General features: G+C 67.4%; 18 protein-coding genes. 10 read left to right on the top strand and 8 right to left on the bottom strand.

The window, feature by feature from the left end:
* Positions 1-61 precede the first annotated feature (61 nt).
* The 4 genes from OR16_RS26030 to OR16_RS26015 form a co-directional block, all read right to left on the bottom strand.
* Positions 62-319: a BTH_I0359 family protein gene (locus OR16_RS26030; protein ID WP_006161303.1), complete on the bottom strand. Its 258-nt coding sequence runs from the start codon at positions 317-319 to the stop codon at positions 62-64.
* Positions 320-571: 252 nt separating this feature from the next.
* Positions 572-1399 carry a 3-oxoadipate enol-lactonase gene (pcaD, locus tag OR16_RS26025; RefSeq protein WP_006161302.1) on the bottom strand — a complete coding sequence of 276 codons (828 nt, stop codon included), beginning with the start codon at positions 1397-1399 and terminating at the stop codon, positions 572-574.
* A gap of 104 nt (positions 1400-1503) precedes the next feature.
* Positions 1504-2088 (bottom strand): DUF3108 domain-containing protein, encoded by a 585-nt coding sequence (locus OR16_RS26020; protein WP_006161301.1) that lies wholly within the window; start codon positions 2086-2088, stop codon positions 1504-1506.
* 66 nt (positions 2089-2154) lie between these two features.
* The gene (locus OR16_RS26015) at positions 2155-2991 is read right to left on the bottom strand and encodes an IclR family transcriptional regulator (RefSeq protein WP_006161300.1); all 837 of its coding nucleotides are present in this window, start codon (positions 2989-2991) and stop codon (positions 2155-2157) included.
* A 261-nt stretch (positions 2992-3252) separates the two neighbouring features.
* On the opposite strand from OR16_RS26015, the gene OR16_RS26010 reads away from it, so the two are divergent.
* From OR16_RS26010 to rfaE2, 7 genes are all read left to right on the top strand, one after another.
* Positions 3253-4275, top strand: coding sequence for a Bug family tripartite tricarboxylate transporter substrate binding protein (locus tag OR16_RS26010; protein ID WP_006161299.1), 1023 nt, complete (start codon positions 3253-3255; stop codon positions 4273-4275).
* Positions 4276-4339: 64 nt separating this feature from the next.
* Positions 4340-5323 carry a fumarylacetoacetate hydrolase family protein gene (locus tag OR16_RS26005; RefSeq protein ID WP_006161298.1) on the top strand — a complete coding sequence of 328 codons (984 nt, stop codon included), beginning with the start codon at positions 4340-4342 and terminating at the stop codon, positions 5321-5323.
* Between the two features lie 192 nt (positions 5324-5515).
* Positions 5516-6394 (top strand): enoyl-CoA hydratase/isomerase family protein, encoded by an 879-nt coding sequence (locus tag OR16_RS26000; protein ID WP_237717228.1) that lies wholly within the window; start codon positions 5516-5518, stop codon positions 6392-6394.
* A 68-nt stretch (positions 6395-6462) separates the two neighbouring features.
* Positions 6463-7362 carry a PhaM family polyhydroxyalkanoate granule multifunctional regulatory protein gene (locus tag OR16_RS25995; RefSeq protein ID WP_006161294.1) on the top strand — a complete coding sequence of 300 codons (900 nt, stop codon included), beginning with the start codon at positions 6463-6465 and terminating at the stop codon, positions 7360-7362.
* 81 nt (positions 7363-7443) lie between these two features.
* Complete coding sequence (locus OR16_RS25990) at positions 7444-8664, top strand: patatin-like phospholipase family protein (RefSeq protein ID WP_081488888.1); 1221 nt, start codon at positions 7444-7446, stop codon at positions 8662-8664.
* 219 nt (positions 8665-8883) lie between these two features.
* The gene (locus OR16_RS25985; RefSeq protein WP_006161292.1) at positions 8884-9750 is read left to right on the top strand and encodes a hypothetical protein; all 867 of its coding nucleotides are present in this window, start codon (positions 8884-8886) and stop codon (positions 9748-9750) included.
* Positions 9751-10145: 395 nt separating this feature from the next.
* Complete coding sequence (gene rfaE2, locus OR16_RS25980; protein ID WP_006161290.1) at positions 10146-10634, top strand: D-glycero-beta-D-manno-heptose 1-phosphate adenylyltransferase; 489 nt, start codon at positions 10146-10148, stop codon at positions 10632-10634.
* Positions 10635-10668: 34 nt separating this feature from the next.
* On the opposite strand, the gene OR16_RS46390 is transcribed toward rfaE2, so the two are convergent.
* The 4 genes from OR16_RS46390 to OR16_RS25965 are packed head-to-tail and all read right to left on the bottom strand — an operon-like array spanning position 10669 to position 12963.
* The gene (locus tag OR16_RS46390) at positions 10669-10890 is read right to left on the bottom strand and encodes a hypothetical protein (protein WP_237717227.1); all 222 of its coding nucleotides are present in this window, start codon (positions 10888-10890) and stop codon (positions 10669-10671) included.
* The gene (locus OR16_RS25975; RefSeq protein WP_237717226.1) at positions 10844-11278 is read right to left on the bottom strand and encodes a hypothetical protein; all 435 of its coding nucleotides are present in this window, start codon (positions 11276-11278) and stop codon (positions 10844-10846) included. The genes OR16_RS46390 and OR16_RS25975 overlap by 47 nt, the downstream gene beginning before the upstream one ends.
* A 57-nt stretch (positions 11279-11335) precedes the next feature.
* Complete coding sequence (locus OR16_RS25970) at positions 11336-12103, bottom strand: type III pantothenate kinase (RefSeq protein WP_006161288.1); 768 nt, start codon at positions 12101-12103, stop codon at positions 11336-11338.
* On the bottom strand, positions 12100-12963 hold the full coding sequence (locus tag OR16_RS25965; RefSeq protein WP_006161287.1) for a biotin--[acetyl-CoA-carboxylase] ligase: 864 nt from the start codon (positions 12961-12963) through the stop codon (positions 12100-12102). The genes OR16_RS25970 and OR16_RS25965 overlap by 4 nt, the downstream gene beginning before the upstream one ends.
* Positions 12964-13128: 165 nt before the next feature.
* On the opposite strand from OR16_RS25965, the gene OR16_RS25960 reads away from it, so the two are divergent.
* The 3 genes from OR16_RS25960 to OR16_RS25950 are packed head-to-tail and all read left to right on the top strand — an operon-like array spanning position 13129 to position 16042.
* Positions 13129-14205 carry an MlaE family ABC transporter permease gene (locus tag OR16_RS25960; RefSeq protein ID WP_043421157.1) on the top strand — a complete coding sequence of 359 codons (1077 nt, stop codon included), beginning with the start codon at positions 13129-13131 and terminating at the stop codon, positions 14203-14205.
* Entirely contained in the window at positions 14202-15104 is a 903-nt protein-coding gene (locus OR16_RS25955) for an ABC transporter ATP-binding protein (RefSeq protein ID WP_006161283.1), read from the top strand. The genes OR16_RS25960 and OR16_RS25955 overlap by 4 nt, the downstream gene beginning before the upstream one ends.
* Positions 15101-16042, top strand: a complete 942-nt coding sequence (locus tag OR16_RS25950; protein ID WP_043421138.1) for an MlaD family protein — start codon at positions 15101-15103, stop codon at positions 16040-16042. The genes OR16_RS25955 and OR16_RS25950 overlap by 4 nt, the downstream gene beginning before the upstream one ends.
* Positions 16043-16061: the final 19 nt, after the last annotated feature.

The following is a 16061-nucleotide window of genomic DNA, read 5'->3' as shown; positions in this document are numbered from 1 at the left end:
TCCATGGGCTGGCTCGCCGGCCCGCCACTCGGCGGAAAGCCGGCAACGGCAGCCGTGGCGCCTAGTGCATCACTAGCGGGTGAATCATCACTGTGTCGAACTTGCCAAGGAAATCATCCACCTCTTCCACCGACGGCTCGCTTTCGATCAGACGTGTCACGTCCGCGCGAAAGCTCTCGGCCATCTGGCCACCGAGGAAAATCTCGCGTTTCAGATTCTTGTCCACGATTTCATAGCCGCCAGAGGCAAGAGGCGCATGCTCGACATCCGCACCAAACTCGACAATGCAGTAATTGTCGCTGTTGTAGATCATTTGCATGGCATACCTCCTGGCTGTCATGGGTCAAGCGGCGGGCGACTGATTATTTCGATAACCGGCACACTGGCCGGTTGCCCTCCGCGATTTCACCTCCAAGCTGAGGGTGTTTGCCGGGTTTTCAAGTTCTGCTTAGGCAAACCGCGAGTTTTAAGCGTTCCCTCACTACATTGGGCAACGGCCGTCCCAGCAAGTTCTTGAGTTTGGTGGGAAAGATATCGCCCGCTGTTCTGCCGCTGATCGCCACGTTTGGTTTCAGGGTATATCGCACTGTGCGCCGCAAGCCGCGTTGCCAAGAAACGCATCCAGCACCGCATGAAAACGATCCGCCTGCTCGATATGTGCAAGGTGCGCGGCATGCGGCAGGATTTCGAGCCGGGCACCGGGAATCGCGGCGGCGATCTCGCGTGCCATCTCGGGCGGCGCTCCCAGGTCCTCCTCGCCGGCCACTACCAGAGTAGGACAATGAATGCGCGAAATCGCCCCGACCAGGTCAAATGCCATGATGGCCTGGCCGGTTCCCACGTAGCCGTGCACGGGCGTGCCCAGCAGCATCTCGCGCACGCGGGCCGTTTCCTGCGGATGCGCGCCCCGGAACGCCGCGCTGAGCCAGCGCTGCATGGTGCTGTCGGCGACGCCCGCCATGCCGTGCGCTTCCACATGGCCGATGCGCTCATGCCACATTGCGTGGGCATCCAGTGGCGTGCGGTTGACGGTGTCGACCAGGGTCAGCGACAACAAACGCTCGGGGTAGCGCACAGCCGCAGTCTGGCCAATCATGCCGCCCACCGAGACGCCGACGAAATGCGCGGCCGGCACCTCCAGCGCATCCATCAGGCAAGCCACGTCATCGGCCAGGCGGATCATCGAGTAGGCGCCGATCGGCGCATCGCTCTGGCCGTGCCCGCGCAGGTCGTAGCGCAGCACGCGATAGCGCGGCGCCAGGTGGCGCGCCGTGGCGTCCCACAAGGTGTGATTGGCGCCCAGCGCATGCGCCAGGACCACCCAGGGGCCGTCGCCCCCGTCGATGCGAACCTGCAGACGCACGCGGCGGGTTTCGGATGGTGGCAGGGTGGCGCTCATGACGGGTCTCCGGATGTTGGTGAAAACACGGTGAACCACAGCGGCGGCCAATGCCGCGGCTTGCGGACGGCTTGAGTACGGCTTGAGTACGGCTTGCAGACTCCTCAGTGCAACGATTCGCTATCGCGATAGACGAGCTCGATCTGGGTGCCGTCAGGCTCGGTCTGGCGCAGCTTCACCGGCATCCATTGCAGCGGCTGCGCCAGCCATACCTCGACGCGCCGGCGATCGTTGGCATGGCGCGGCAGGCGCACGAAGTGCTTGGCCCGTACCGTGCCATGACCTGTATCGACATCCTCGTCCCCCACATACTGCACCTGCATGGGCTCCAGGTCACGCGTATCCGCCACATCGAAGGTTTCCGTCGCGCCGGGCGTGGCATAGCGCTGCGGATTGCCCCGCACCAGCCCCACCAGTTGCAGGAACACGCTGAATCGGTCCTGGCCCGCGGCCGGCAACGGCTCTTGCTTGCCGCGCCCCTCGAAGACGAGCGTGCCGGCGGCGCGATCGAAGTGCGCTGTGGGCGCCGGCTCGGCGCGCGCAGCCGGCGCCCGCTTCGGTGCGACCGGGGCCGGGTGCGGCGGCGCGATGGGCGCCGGTGGCGCCGGCGGCGGCAGCAGGATGGCTTCAAGCGGCGGCGGCGCGGTCGGGTCCCGCGGCAGCCCGGGCATATGCAGCAGGCCCAGCACCGCCAGCAGGTGGCGGCCAGCACCAGCGCAAGCGCAACCGCCCAGCGCAGGCGGCGCGGGGTCGGCTTACGGGGAAGGGCCGTTCGGCCCGCTCGTCGGGCTGCCATCAAGATAACCAAGCTCCGAAGAAATCTGCCGGGCAATATCGCGTACATGACGGTCGACCGCACCGCCCCATTCTGCATCGAATACGCTCTGCGCGCCCAGCACGATCAGGGCCATTGCCACGTGGCCGTTGGCGTCGAAGACCGGCATCGAGAACGCATTGATGCCCGGCAGCACGCCACCTTTGACGCGCGCCGCGCCGTGGGCGCGCACGTCTTCGCAGACCACGTCATAGTCGGCCAGCGAGCGCGGCAGGTCCGGAATATCGTCATGGCCGCGCTCCGCCAGTTCCCGTTCGACCAGCGGCCGCGTTTGTTGTTTCGGCAGATAGGCGCCGTACAGCCGGCCGGTGGCGGAGTTGAGCATGGGCATCACGTCGCCCAGGCGCAAGCTGACCGTGACCGGATGGCTGGATTCCTCCCAATGCACAATGGTCGGGCCGTGGTTGCCCCAGACCGCGATGCCGATGGTCTGGTCCATCTCGTCGCGCAATTGCGACAGGATCGGGCGGGCCTTCTTGACCGGATCGAGCCGGTTCAGGCCGGCGAGGCCCAGTTGCAGCGCGAAAGGCCCGAGGTCGTAGCGCCCGCCAACCGGGTCCTGCACCACCACGCCGAGCCGCTGGAAGCTGACAAGGTAGCGGTGCGCCTTGGCCGGGTTCATGTCGGCGGCGGCGGCGAGGTCGCGCAGCATCATGGCGCGCGGCGATGCGGCAAGCGCCTGCAGCAGCTTGAAGCCAACCTCGATCGACTGGATGCCGGAACGCAGCTTGGAATCGTCTTCTTCGAGTTCGGTCATGCGGCAACGGGTGGCAGTAAATTGAGAAAGTAACCCATGTATCACACCTGCGCTTGCGCGCGGCGGCGCCGATCACGCCGGCTGGGACATAAATTTACTATAGCGAAATCGATTTACCAATTTTTAAACCGTCGGTAGACTTTGGGCGCACAAATACAGGTCCGGGTGAATCGATCTCTTCGGCACCGGCCAATACCGGCGCGGGCATGCCGCCATCCCATCCAGATGGCGCGGCGCGGCCGCTTTCTACAGGAGACGAAGATGATCCGCCTTTTCCCCTTCGGCCAACGCCCTGCCCTGCCAGCATGGCGCGCCTGGGCCGCGCCGCTGCTGGCCGCGCTGACGCTGGGCGCCGCCGCGGTCCAGCCCGCCCGCGCCGCCGACAGTTGGCCCGCCCAGCCGATACGCTGGGTAGTGCCCTACCCGGCCGGCGGCGGCACCGACGTGGTGGCGCGCACGCTGGGCCAGGCCATCACGCCGGCACTGGGCCAGCAGGTGGTGATCGACAACCGCCCGGGCGCGGCCACCATTGTCGGTGCCGACGCGGTGGCGCACAGCAAGCCCGACGGCTACACGCTGCTGACCGCCGACACCGCCACCCTGGCGGCCAATCCGTCGCTGTACAAGAAGCTGCCCTACAACGCCGACAAGGATTTCGTGCATGTGGGGATGGTGGCGCGCTTTCCGCTGATCCTGGTGGCGACGCCGAACTTCCCCGCGCGCACGCTCAAGGAAGCCATCGAGTACGTGCAGAAGAACCCCGGCAAGGTGAATTTCGCCTCGCCCGGCGCGGGCAGCCCGCACCACCTGGCCATGGAGCTGTTCATGGACCAGACCAAGACCAGGATGACCCACGTGCCCTACAAGGGCGCCGCGCCGGCGGTGCAGGACCTGCTTGCCGGCCAGGTCGAGCTGATGTTCCTTGACCTGGCCTCCGGCCAGCAGAACGTGGTGGCTGGCAAGGTGCGCGCGCTGGGCGTGGCCACGCCCAAGCGCCTGACAGCCCTGCCGGCAGTGCCAACGGTGGCCGAAGCCGGCGTGCCCGGCTTCGAAGCCTATGCCTGGCAAGGCGTGGTGGTGCCGGCCGGCACCCCCAAGCCGGTGGTGGCCCGACTGAATGCCGAACTGGTGAAGGCGCTCAAGAGCGCCGACGTGCAGAAGCGCTTCGAAGGCATCGGCGTGGAGCCGGTCTCCAGCACCCCCGAGGAGTTCGCGCAGTACGCGCATGCCGAAGCCGAGCGCTGGGGCAAGCTGATCAAGGCCAAGGGCAGCACGGTAGACTAGCGGGCTGCTTTTTCTGCTTTACCTGCTTTCCCTGCTTTCCCTGCTTTTTTAACGTATTGCATACATGAAACTCGCCACCCTCAAGGACGGCTCGCGCGACGGCCAGCTCGTGGTCGTCTCGCGCGACCTGAAGACCGCCCATTTCGTCAACGATGTCGCCGGCAAGCTCCAGACCGTACTGGACGACTGGAACTTCTACGCGCCGCAGTTGCAGGACGTCTACGACGCCTTGAACGCGGGACGCGCGCGCCATCCCTTCGCCTTCGACCCCAAGGCATGCATGGCCCCGTTGCCGCGCGCCTACCAGTGGGCCGACGGCTCGGCCTACGTGAACCACGTGGAGCTGGTGCGCCGCGCGCGTGGCGCCGAGATGCCGCCGGAGTTCTGGACCGACCCCCTGATGTACCAGGGCGGCTCCGACGACATGATCGGCCCGCATGACGATATCGTGTGCGCCAGCGAAGCCTTCGGCATCGACTTCGAGGCCGAGATCGCCGTCATTACCGGCGACGTGAAGATGGGTGCCAAGCCCGAGCAGGCTGCCGACGCCATCCGGCTGATCATGCTGGCCAACGATGTGTCTCTGCGCAACCTGATCCCCGCCGAGCTGGGCAAGGGCTTCGGCTTCTTCCAGAGCAAGCCGGCTACCGCCTTCTCGCCAGTGGCGGTCACGCCCGACGAACTGGGCGAGGCCTGGCGCGAGCGCCGCGTGCACCTGCCCATGACCGTCCACTGGAACAGCAAGAAGGTGGGCGCGCCCGACTGCGGCACCGACATGGTGTTCGATTTCGGCCAGCTCATCGCGCATATCTGCAAGACGCGCAATGTGCGTGCAGGTAGCATTGTCGGCTCGGGCACCATCTCCAATGTCGACCGCAGCAAGGGCTACTGCTGCATCGCCGAGAAGCGCATGCTGGAGATCATCGACGGCGGCCAGCCGGTCACCGGCTTCATGAAGTTCGGCGACGCCGTCAAGATCGAGATGTTCGACGCGCAGAGCCGCTCGGTGTTCGGCGCGATCGACCAGCTGGTGTCCGCAAAGAACTGAGCCTGAGCTGGAACCCGCGGGCCATGCGCTTGCCGCTGGCCGCGCGGCGATGGGAGTGCTTATAATTGACCAACCGAACGGTTGGCTAATTGCCGCCGACTGCGCCAGGCAGCCACCGGCGGCGTCCCAGGCCGTTTCTCGCGGTCCGGCCCCCACGCGTCACCAAGGAATGGCCACGGCCATCGCTGCCCCATGACCGCAATCCCTCCGCAAGCGCCCCCGCCGTCTTCCGCCCCCAGTGCCGAGTCCCCCGCGGGCAACGCGCCGTTGTCGCCACGCTACGACCGCTACCAGGCGCTCACCCTGCGCCGGCACGGCCCCATCCTCGAGATCGTGATGGGCGCGCAACAGTCCGCCAACCGCAAGCTGGCCACCGCCGACGCCAATATGCACCGCGAGCTGGCGGAGATCTGGCGCGATGTGTCGGCCGATCCGGAGGTGCGCGTGGCGCTGATCCGCGGCGAAGGCAAGGGCTTCTCGGCAGGTGGCGACCTGTCCCTGGTCGAAGACATGGCCAACGACTTTGCCACCCGCACCCGCGTGTGGCACGAGGCGCGAGACCTCGTCTACAACGTGATCAATTGCGACAAGCCGATCGTGTCGGCCATGCACGGCCCGGCGGTCGGCGCCGGGCTGGTGGCTGGCCTGCTGGCCGACATCTCGATCGCGGCCAGGACCGCGCGCATTGTCGACGGCCATACGCGCCTGGGTGTGGCGGCGGGCGACCATGCCGCAATCGTGTGGCCCCTGCTGTGCGGGATGGCCAAGGCCAAGTACTATCTGATGCTGTGCGAGTCGGTGAGCGGCGAAGAGGCCGAGCGCATCGGGCTGGTGTCGCTGACCGTGGACGAGGATGAACTGGTCGAGCGCGCCTTCGATGTGGCGCGCCGGCTGGCCGCCGGGTCGCAGACGGCGATCCGCTGGACCAAGTACGCGCTGAATAACTGGCTGCGCATGGCGGGCCCGGCGTTCGATGCCTCGCTGGCACTGGAATTCATGGGCTTTGCCGGCCCCGATGTGCAGGAAGGCGTAGCCAGCCTGCGGCAAAAGCGGCCGCCGCAGTTCGAGTAACGCATGTAGTTCCGATCAATGCAGTTCCGCAGCCGGCGCCGCCGGCTGCCGACCCCGGAGGCGAGACCATGTTCGGCCAGATTCCAGATTTCACCAACGGCTTCGAGTTCCTCCGCAAGATGTGGGGCAGCGCCGCCGGCATGCCGGGCGGGCTGATGCCTGGCCTGCAGGCCATGACCCCGCCGATGAACCTGGAGGACGTCGACAAGCGCATCCACGATCTCAAGGCCGTGGAAGGCTGGCTGCAGCTCAACACCAACCTGCTGCGCACCACCATCCAGGGCCTGGAAGTGCAGCGCGCCACCCTGGTGGCGCTGCAGACCATCGGCACCGCGCTCTCGCCGGAGGCGATGCAAAACGCGATGGAGAACGTGGCGCGCGCGGCCAACTCGCCCAGCGCGGCACCCTACCAGCAACCCGCCGAGCCCCCGGCGGCCAAGCGCGTGTGGCCCGAGCCCACGGTCGAGGAAAACGAGGACGAGGAAGACAACGGCCCCGACGCGCCCGAAAGTAGCCGGGCGCAAGAGCCTGCCTCCGCGTCCGGCCAGGAGGGCGGCCAGGACGGCGCCACCCCGCCGGACGCCAACCTGTGGTGGGATGTGCTGCAGCAACAGTTCAACCAGATCGCCAGCAGCGCCGCCACGGCCAGCATGTCGCCGTTTGGAAATCTCGGCAACCTGGGCGCCTTTGGCATGCCAGGCATGCCTGGCGCGGCCACGCCCGAAGCCGCTCCCGCGCCTGCCGCCAAGCCGCAAGGCAAGGCGCCTGCCAGCAAGGCCAGGCCGGCCCACAAGCCGGCCAGCAAGGCTGCCGGCACCAAGGCTGCGGCTAAACCGGCCGCCAAGCCGGCCACCAAACCTGCGCCCAAGGCCACACGCCCGGCCGGCAAGAAATCCGCGGCGGCCAAGCCCGCCGAGCCGCAAGGCAACCCCGATGGCGTGGCCGATACTTCCGGCGAGCCGTCCTGAGCCTGAGCCGCACCCCAGCCACGCAATCCCCATGATCCCTCTTCGGAGCCAACGCCTGCAGTGAAGACCACCGCGCTGATCATGATGGGCGGCGGCGCCCGTGCCGCCTACCAGGCCGGCGTGCTGCGCGGCCTTGCGCGCATTGCCGCGCAGCACGGCTGCGATCGTGGCCGTATTCCCTTTGACATCATCTGCGGCACGTCGGCCGGCGCCATCAACGGCGCCGGCCTGGCGATCCATGCCGCGAACTTCCGCGCCGCGGCCGATAGCCTGGCCGCGCTGTGGAGCGGCATCCACGCCGAGGACGTCTACCGCACCGGCATCGTCGGCGTGGGTGTGTCCGGCGCGCGTTGGCTCTCCGCACTGGCCTTCGGCTGGGCCACCCGGCGCGCGCCGCGGGCGCTGTTCGACAACACGCCGCTAGGCAGCCTGCTCAGCGAGCTGTTCGACTCCGAGCGGGTGCAGGCCAGCCTGGACGCCGGCGACCTCCAGGCCTTTGCCGTGACGGCGCTGTCGTACACCACCGGGCGCCACGTCACCTTCTACCAGTCGCACCGCCGCATCCATCCGTGGCGCCGCAGCCAGCGGCTGGCCGTGGAGGCCAGGATCGGCGTGGACCACCTGCTGGCGTCGTCCTCCATCCCCTTCCTGTTCCCCGCGCTGCCGCTGGAACTGGAAGGGCACCATGAGTGGTTCGGCGACGGCACCATGCGCCAGATGTCACCCTTGTCGCCCGCCATCCACCTTGGCGCCTCGCGCATCCTGGCCATCGGCGCGGCCTCGCGCCAGCGTCCTGGCTGGTTCGACACCGTGCCGGCCGGCGGCTATCCGTCGCTGGCGCAGGTGGGCGGCCAGGCCCTGGCCAGCATCTTCCTCGACGGCCTTTCCGCGGACCTGGAGCGGCTGCAGCACATCAACAGCCTGCTCTCGCGCATGCCGGAGATCGCCAACGACAAGGAAGGCTGGCGCCCGGTGCAGGTGATGACGGTCTCGCCCAGCGAGCCCATCGAGTCCATTGCCGCGGAGCATGTGCAGCAACTGCCCCGCACCGTGCGCGCCCTGCTGACGCCGTTGGGCGGCACCGAAGCGCGCGGCGCGGCCTTTGCCAGCTACCTGCTGTTCGAGCCCGAGTTCACCCAGGCCCTGATCAACCTGGGCGAGAAAGACGCCCTGGCGCAACAGCACGAGCTGGCGGCATTCCTCTATGACATCATCCCGCCCGATCATGGCAACGACACAGACTCAACGCCCGCGCGGACGGTTACACTTGATGTCGAACCACCTGCCGGTGTGACTGCCTGAATGAATGGCACGGCAGGCTTCCCGCAATGCCGGGCCCGGATCAGAGCAACACATAAGGCTCTTTTCCCCGCCAGCAAAACAAGGGAAAGGCGCGGTATTCGCCCATAAATTGGGCATCGAGCAGGTTCAGCCGCAAACATCCCCATCCTTTGCGCTTAAAAAGGGCATTGGGAATAATTCGCATCTGGTAGAATCTGCCCGTAATTTCAAAGGCTTACCATGCTCTACCCCGAACTGTTCAAATCGCTGGAAGCGGTACGTTGGCACATGGACAAGGACATCCCCTGGGATTCCTTCGACGCGAGCCTGCTCACGGACGACCAGGCCAAGACGATCCGCATGAATGCCATCACGGAATGGTCGGCCCTGCCCGCCACCGAGATGTTCCTGCGCGACAACCGCCACGATTCCGACTTTTCGGCCTTCATGAGCATCTGGTTCTTTGAAGAGCAGAAGCATTCGCTGGTGTTGATGGAATACCTGCGCCGCTTCCGCCCGGACCTGGTGCCGACCGAAGAAGAGCTGCACGCCGTGCGCTTCGAGTTCGACCCGGCCCCGCCGCTGGAAACCCTGATGCTGCATTTCTGCGGCGAGATCCGCCTCAACCACTGGTACCGCCGTGCCGCCGAATGGCACACCGAGCCGGTGATCAAGCAGATCTACCGTACCCTGTCGCAGGACGAGGCCCGCCACGGCGGCGCCTACCTGCGCTACATGAAGAAGTACCTGAACCAGTTCGGCGACAGCGCCCGCTCGGCCTTCGCCAAGATCGGCGTGCTGATGGCCTCCGCCCGCCGCACTGAAAAGCCGCTGCACCCGACCAACCTGCACGTCAACAAAGCGTTGTTCCCCAACGACACCATTCAGTCGCGCCTGCCGGACCCGGACTGGCTCGAGCACTGGCTCGACGAGCAGATCCGCTTCGACGAAGGCTGGGAGAAGAAGGTGATCGAGCGGATCCTGCACAACATGTCGCTGTTGTTCGAGCGCACTTTCGAGACGGTGCAGGATTTGAACCGGTATCGGAAGGAGTTGAATGTGCAGTTGCAGGCGGCGGCGGGTGGTGCGCAGCCGGCGCAGGCGTAAAGCTGGATTTTTGCTGGGGGGCTGGGTTTTGGCGCCTTCGGCGGGACGGGCCCCATCGGATGATGGGGTTTTGTTTTTTGGGGGGTGTTGGAGTTTGGGATTGGTGGGTTGTTGTTAGTTGTTGCGGCAACTGAAACTGCAAAATCGGCTTCAAATTCAATGGCTTAACTTCTTTGCCTACTTTCTTGGCGAGACAAGAAAGTAGGTCGCCGCCCCGCAGGGGGGGTGAAACTGCCGTTGAAGTTGCCCTTGACGTTAAGCCGTTGAAGCTGAAGTTGAAGCTGAAGTTGAAGCTGAAGTTGCAGCTGAAGTTGCAGCTGAAGTTGAAGCCCAACCCCCCCCCGACACCAATTGCGAAAACCCACCGCCCCAAAACGCATCGGCTTCCCCCCACCATGCCATCCTTCGAATCCAAGCTAGTCCCCCCCGATACCCCGCAAGCCCTGGCAGAAAAGCTGGCCACCCTGCCCCGCCCGCTGGTCTTCACTAACGGCGTCTTCGACATCCTCCACCGCGGCCACGCCACCTACCTGGCGCAAGCCAAGGCCTTGGGCGCCAGCCTGGTGGTCGGTGTCAATAGCGACGCCTCGGTACGCATGCTCGGCAAGGGCGACGACCGTCCCCTGAACCACGAATCGGATCGCATGGCGCTGATCGCAGCACTGGCCTCGGTGGATCTGGTCGTGATGTTCCGCGAGAAAACGCCGGTCGAGCTGATCCGGCTGGTGCGCCCGGACATCTACGTCAAGGGCGGCGATTACGACATCGACACGCTGGAAGAAACCCGGCTGGTGCGCAGTTGGGGCGGCCAGGCGCATGCCATTGCGTTCCTGCACGACCGTTCCACCACCAAGCTATTGTCCAAGGTACGCCAGGGCAGCTGAGCGAAGCAGCCAGCGCTGACGCGCGGCTCAGGTCTCAGGTGCAGGTCAGCAAGTCCTGCGCGCCATAGCGCTGGCGCATCTCGTCCAGCCGCGTGCGCAGTGCCGCGTCGGCGTTGTGCACGCGCAGCCACTGGCGCGTCAGCGGATGCGGCGTATCGGTCAGCACCGCGGTGCGCACGCCGTGCTCGCGCATATTGCGCCGGCGCAACTCACCGAGCTTGCGCTGCAGGTTCTCGCGCGATGCCTGCGCCGGCAAGGTGGACCCACCAGCGCGCCTGCTCTTGCCGCTCGAACTGTTCGACTCGCCAGGCGCCGGGCGGCGCCCCGGCCAGCTCATCGGCCACCTTGCGCACCATTTCCCCGTTGAAGCCGCCGATCTCGACGCAAGCCATGGCTGGCGCGGCGGCTTGCGTAGTGGCAGCGGTTGTTGCGGGCTTGGCGGCGGGTGCGGATGCCGGCCGTTCGTCGCTAGCCTGCGGCATCTGGCGGAAGCGTTCGGCGCGCACCTGCTGGGCGGCGCGTTCGGGCTCGCGCGCGCTTTCCATCCAGCCGGCCAGCGGCTGCGGGCCGAACGCGCCCAGCACCGCAGCCAGCAGCAGCGCGTTGACCGGGACCAGCAGGATTAAGAGGCTTCGTTGGAGCATTGGGGGCGATGCAGGGGAGGAGCGACGGGTGAGGAAAGCGATGTGATGTGATGCGGCTCAACCCGCTGTGCCGACCGGGCTTTGCGAGGCCATCACATGCAGGCCGAGCAGCACGAGATTATCGTGCATCTCGAACGGCATGGAGAGCGCGTTGGCCAGCACATGGCGCGCGCCGCCGGAGAGCAGGCAGCGGACCGGCCCGCGCTCGCACAGCGCGCGCCAGGTGCGCTCCACCGCACCGGCCTGCGCCGCCAGGCAGCCGGCGGCAATGGCATCGCGGGTGTTGTCTGCCCATGGGGTGGCCAGCCCGGCATCGCTCGCATCCAGGCTCGGCAACTGCGCGGTGTTGCGCGCCAGCGCGCCCAGCATCAGGTCCAGCCCGGGCAGGATCAGGCCCCCTTCGAAACGGTCCTGCGCGCTCACCACGTCGAGCGTGGTGGCGGTGCCGGCGGTGACGATCAGCAGCGCGCCTTCGGGGCGGTAGCAACGCGCGCCGATGCTGCCGATCCAGCGGTCGACGCCAAGCTGCGTGGGTTCCCGGTAGCCGTTCACGAGGCCGCCGAAGCGCGCACCCGAGCGTACCCAGTTCACACTGGTGCCGGCGCCGAACACGGTATCGAGCGTGGCTTGCAGGCTGGCCGCGATGGCCGGGCCGGCCACGTTGCTGACCCCCGCGCCGCCGTGCGGCCAGGGCGTGGGCAACGGGGCCTCGTGCAGCACGGCGCCGGACCAGGCCTCGTCGCACCAGGCCCATTTCAGGCGGGTATTACCGATATCGATCAGCAGTTGCGGCGCGCGCGGCATGCCGGCGGACGCGCCGCTCATGCGCCCGCCCCGTCGTGCGCCGGGCGCAGCGAGACTTCGCCGCTGGAGATGCGCTCCAGGCCAGCCGGCGTTTCAAGCAGCAGGTGGCCGTCGCCGTCCACGCCGCGCGCCAGGCCTTCGGCTTGCACGCGGCCGTCGTGCAGCAGCCGCACCGGCTGGTCGCGGTAGGCGTCGCGCGCGGACCAGCGGGGCGCCATCGGCGCAAAGCCCTGCGCCAGGAAATCCTCGCGCATCACCGCCAGCCGGTTCAGCACGGCAGCCAGCAGCACGGTAGGGTCGCAACCCGGCAGGAATTCGGTCACGCCGGCCAGGCCGCGCCCGAGCGCGGCTTCCATCTGCGCATCGCGCACCAGGTTCAGACCGATGCCGATCACCGCCCAGACCCGCTGCGGCCCGGCCGGCACCGATTCGATCAGGATGCCGGCCAGCTTGCGGCCGTCGATCTGCAGGTCGTTGGGCCATTTCAGGCCAACGGCGGCGCCCAGCCGCGCGTCGCAGTCGGCCAGCGCCTCGGCCAGCGCCAGCCCCACCGCCAGGCTCAGCCCGCTCAACTGCGAGGGCGCCAGCGGCAAGGGCAGCGCGACCGAAAACGTCAGCCCGGCCTGCCCCTGCCATGGACGGCCCTGGCGGCCGCGCCCGGCGGTCTGCCGGTAGGCCAGGCGCAGCGTGGCGGACTCGGCCCACGGCGCGGCGCGGCTGGCCAGCGTCAGGTCGGCGTTGGTGGAGCCTGTCTCCTCGACCACATCGAGCGCCCAGCCGCGCGCGGCGCCGGTGAGCGCGGCGCGCAGGCGGTCGGGGTCGATGCGCCAGGCTGGCGCGGGCGCAGCGGCCGCAGCGGCCGCAGAAGGCGAGTCTGGCATGGGCAAGGATTTGTCAGCGGGCATGCGGATCGACGATGGGCAGCAAAAATGGGACAAACTGCTACGCATTGTAGCCGTGCAAATCCAAGGCCGAGGCGCTCCGGACGCCCGCTGATGCTGCGGGTGGCATAGAATCGGGACTTGCCCATCACTTCCTCCCATCCTTTGGAAAGCCCTACCACGCCAGCCATTGAAGTGACGCGCGCGGACGGAGCACAAACCGTGCGGCTGCGCGGCGACTGGACGGCGCTTGCGCTCTCCGACTGCCATCACGCCAGCGCGCTGCGCAAGGAGCTGCACGCGATCGCCACGGATGCGCACTGGTCGATGGCGAGCCTCACCCGGCTCGACCATATCGGCGCGCAACTGATGTGGCAGGCCTGGGGCGGCAAGCTGCCCGAGAAGCTCGAAGCCAACGAAGCCCAGCGCCGCGTCTTTACGCGCATCGCGGGGCTGCGCCGCGAGAACTGGAAGAAGCACATGGTGGACCGGTTCAATCCGGTGACACTGTTAGGCGCCTCGATCCTGTCCATGTTCTCGCAGCTCGGCAACGGCGTGACCATGCTGGGCCAGCTGGCCTTCGACCTGCTGCGCCTGGCGCGCGCGCCGCAGCGCGGCCCGTGGCGCGAAATCTCCGCCAATATCTACAACGTCGGCTACAAGGCGCTTGGCATCACGGCGCTGGTAGGCTTCCTGATCGGCATCGTGCTGTCGTACCTGTCGGCCAACCAGCTGCGCACCTTCGGCGCCAGCATCTTCATCGTCAACATCCTCGGCATGGCGGTGATCCGCGAGCTGGGCCCGGTGCTGGCGGCCATCCTGATCGCCGGGCGCTCGGGCTCGGCCATCACCGCGCAGATCGGCGTGATGCGGGTCACCGAGGAGCTCGACGCGATGCGCGTGATGGGCATCTCGCATGGCTTCCGGCTGATCATGCCGCGCGTGATCGCGCTGGCCATCGCCATGCCGCTGCTGGTGGCGTGGACCGACGTGCTGGCGCTGACCGGCGGCATGCTGGCCGCCCACTTCCAGCTGGATATCAGCGCGGCCTTCTTCCTGCGCGCGCTGCCCGATGCGGTGCCGGTGGCCAACCTGTGGATGGGCCTCCATTTCGGCTTGCGCATCGAGCCCAACACGCGCAGCCTGGGCGAAGGCACCACCGCCTCGGTAGTGACCTCGATCACCGTGGTGATCGTGGCTGATGCCATCTTCGCCATCCTGTTCAAGGACATCGGCCTATGACTACCGCCACATCCGCCGCGGCCACATCCGCAACGCCGGCCTCCGGCATCGTGCAGCAGGCCCCGCGCACCACCGTGCTCGAGGTGCGCGACCTGGTCAAGCGCTTTGGCGAAGCAGTCGTGCACGACCACCTCAACCTCGATGTGTACCGCGGTGAAGTGCTGTCCATCGTGGGCGGCTCGGGCAGCGGCAAGACCGTGCTGCTGCGCCAGATCGTGGGGCTGGAGCGGCCCACCTCGGGCACCATCCGTGTGTTCGGCGAAGACCTGACCAAGCTCGACGCGGCCCGGCTGCAAGCGCTGCGCAACCGCTGGGGCCTGCAGTTCCAGCGCGGCGCGCTGTTCTCCGCGCTATCCGTGATCGACAACATCGCCCTGCCGCTGCGTGAACTTCGCACCCTGCCCGACGATCTCATCTGCTCCTCGTCGCTGCTCAAGCTGCAACTGGTGGGGCTGTCGGCGCGGGATGCGGACAAGATGCCGTCCGACCTGTCCGGCGGCATGATCAAGCGCGTGGCGCTGGCGCGGGCCCTGGCCCTGGAGCCCGAGCTGGTGTTCCTGGACGAGCCCACCGCCGGGCTGGACCCGATGGCCTCGGACGACTATGTGGCGCTGATCCGCGAACTGCGCCACGAGCTGGGCCTGACGGTGGTGATGGTGACCCACGACCTCGACACCCTGGTGGCGCTGTCGGACCGCGTCGCGGTGCTGGCTGACCACAAGGTCCTGGCCGCGCTGCCGATCCGGGAACTGGCGCATGTCGACCACCCGTTCATCCGCGAGTATTTCCTGGGCGAGCGCGGGCAGCGCGCCATGCAGGCGCTCCCGGCATTGCCGGGCGCAACGCGCGAGGCAATGCATGCGCCAGCACCCGCAGGCCCGCAATCTGGAGAAGCATGATGGAAAACAAGTCACACGCCTTCCTCGCCGGCGTGTTCACGATCGGCCTCGCCATCCTGGTGCTGTTCTCGATCTTCTGGTTCAGCAGCGACCACGCGGTGCGCGTGCCGTATGACCTGATCACCCGCTCCACCGTCAACGGGCTGGGGCCGCAGGCCGACGTCAAGTACCGCGGGCTGGACGTGGGCAAAGTGGTATCGATCCGCTTCGATCCCAGCGTGCCGGGCCAGATCATCGTGCGCATCAGCGTCAACCAGGACACACCGATCACCCACACCACCTATGCCACGCTCGGCTTCCAGGGCGTGACCGGGATCGGCTACGTGCAGCTCGACGACACCACCGCGCAGGAAGGCGGCGCGCCGTCGCCGCACCTGGCCACCTCCTCCAAGTCGGTAGCGCGCATCGCCATGCGGGCCGGCTTCTTCGAAGAGCTGGAAAAGCGCGGCGACACCTTGCTCACGCAGCTGGAGACGATCATGGGCTCGTTGACCGACATGTTCCAGGCCGACAACCGGCGCGACCTGATGGAGGCGATCCGCTCGGTGCACAAGACCGCCAACGACTACTCGCAACTGGCCAGCTCGATCGCGCCGGCCGTGCGCCAGCTGCCGCAGGTGACCGAGAACCTGAACGCCACGCTGGCCTCCACGCGGCGCCTCACCCAGGAGCTGGCCAGCCCTGGCGGGACCGTGATGCGCACCATCGACCGCGTCGGGCGCGACCTGCAAGGCGCGGCGGATTCGGTGCAGTCGGCCGCCGGTGGCGTCTCGCAAGACACGCTGCCGCAGGTCAACGGGCTCGCGCGCGATGCGCGCCAGACCATGCGCAGCATCGATCGCGCCGCCAGCCAGTTCAACGACAGCCCGCGCAGCGTGCTGTTTGGCGGCCCCGCCGCCGTGCCGGGCCCGGGCGAGCCCGGCTTCCAGGCCCCCTGACGCGAACCTGGGAGCCCTC

Origin of the sequence: Cupriavidus basilensis OR16 (genome assembly GCF_000243095.1) — a bacterium.
Classification (GTDB): domain Bacteria; phylum Pseudomonadota; class Gammaproteobacteria; order Burkholderiales; family Burkholderiaceae; genus Cupriavidus; species Cupriavidus basilensis_D.
This window is presented reverse-complemented; position numbering and strand designations above follow the sequence as displayed.

Excerpts from the sequence above, each read along its gene's own strand:
- rfaE2 (WP_006161290.1), top strand. The coding sequence starts at position 10,146 with ATGCCATCCTTCGAATCCAAGCTAGTCCCCCCCGATACCCCGCAAGCC.
- OR16_RS25970 (WP_006161288.1), bottom strand. The coding sequence starts at position 12,103 with ATGAGCGGCGCGTCCGCCGGCATGCCGCGCGCGCCGCAACTGCTGATC.
- OR16_RS26030 (WP_006161303.1), bottom strand. The coding sequence starts at position 319 with ATGCAAATGATCTACAACAGCGACAATTACTGCATTGTCGAGTTTGGT.
- OR16_RS25955 (WP_006161283.1), top strand. The coding sequence starts at position 14,202 with ATGACTACCGCCACATCCGCCGCGGCCACATCCGCAACGCCGGCCTCC.
- OR16_RS26010 (WP_006161299.1), top strand. The coding sequence starts at position 3,253 with ATGATCCGCCTTTTCCCCTTCGGCCAACGCCCTGCCCTGCCAGCATGG.
- OR16_RS25965 (WP_006161287.1), bottom strand. The coding sequence starts at position 12,963 with ATGCCAGACTCGCCTTCTGCGGCCGCTGCGGCCGCTGCGCCCGCGCCA.
- OR16_RS25990 (WP_081488888.1), top strand. The coding sequence starts at position 7,444 with ATGATGGGCGGCGGCGCCCGTGCCGCCTACCAGGCCGGCGTGCTGCGC.
- OR16_RS25985 (WP_006161292.1), top strand. The coding sequence starts at position 8,884 with ATGCTCTACCCCGAACTGTTCAAATCGCTGGAAGCGGTACGTTGGCAC.
- OR16_RS25975 (WP_237717226.1), bottom strand. The coding sequence starts at position 11,278 with ATGCTCCAACGAAGCCTCTTAATCCTGCTGGTCCCGGTCAACGCGCTG.
- OR16_RS26015 (WP_006161300.1), bottom strand. The coding sequence starts at position 2,991 with ATGACCGAACTCGAAGAAGACGATTCCAAGCTGCGTTCCGGCATCCAG.
- OR16_RS26000 (WP_237717228.1), top strand. The coding sequence starts at position 5,516 with ATGACCGCAATCCCTCCGCAAGCGCCCCCGCCGTCTTCCGCCCCCAGT.
- OR16_RS25995 (WP_006161294.1), top strand. The coding sequence starts at position 6,463 with ATGTTCGGCCAGATTCCAGATTTCACCAACGGCTTCGAGTTCCTCCGC.
- OR16_RS25950 (WP_043421138.1), top strand. The coding sequence starts at position 15,101 with ATGATGGAAAACAAGTCACACGCCTTCCTCGCCGGCGTGTTCACGATC.
- pcaD (WP_006161302.1), bottom strand. The coding sequence starts at position 1,399 with ATGAGCGCCACCCTGCCACCATCCGAAACCCGCCGCGTGCGTCTGCAG.
- OR16_RS26005 (WP_006161298.1), top strand. The coding sequence starts at position 4,340 with ATGAAACTCGCCACCCTCAAGGACGGCTCGCGCGACGGCCAGCTCGTG.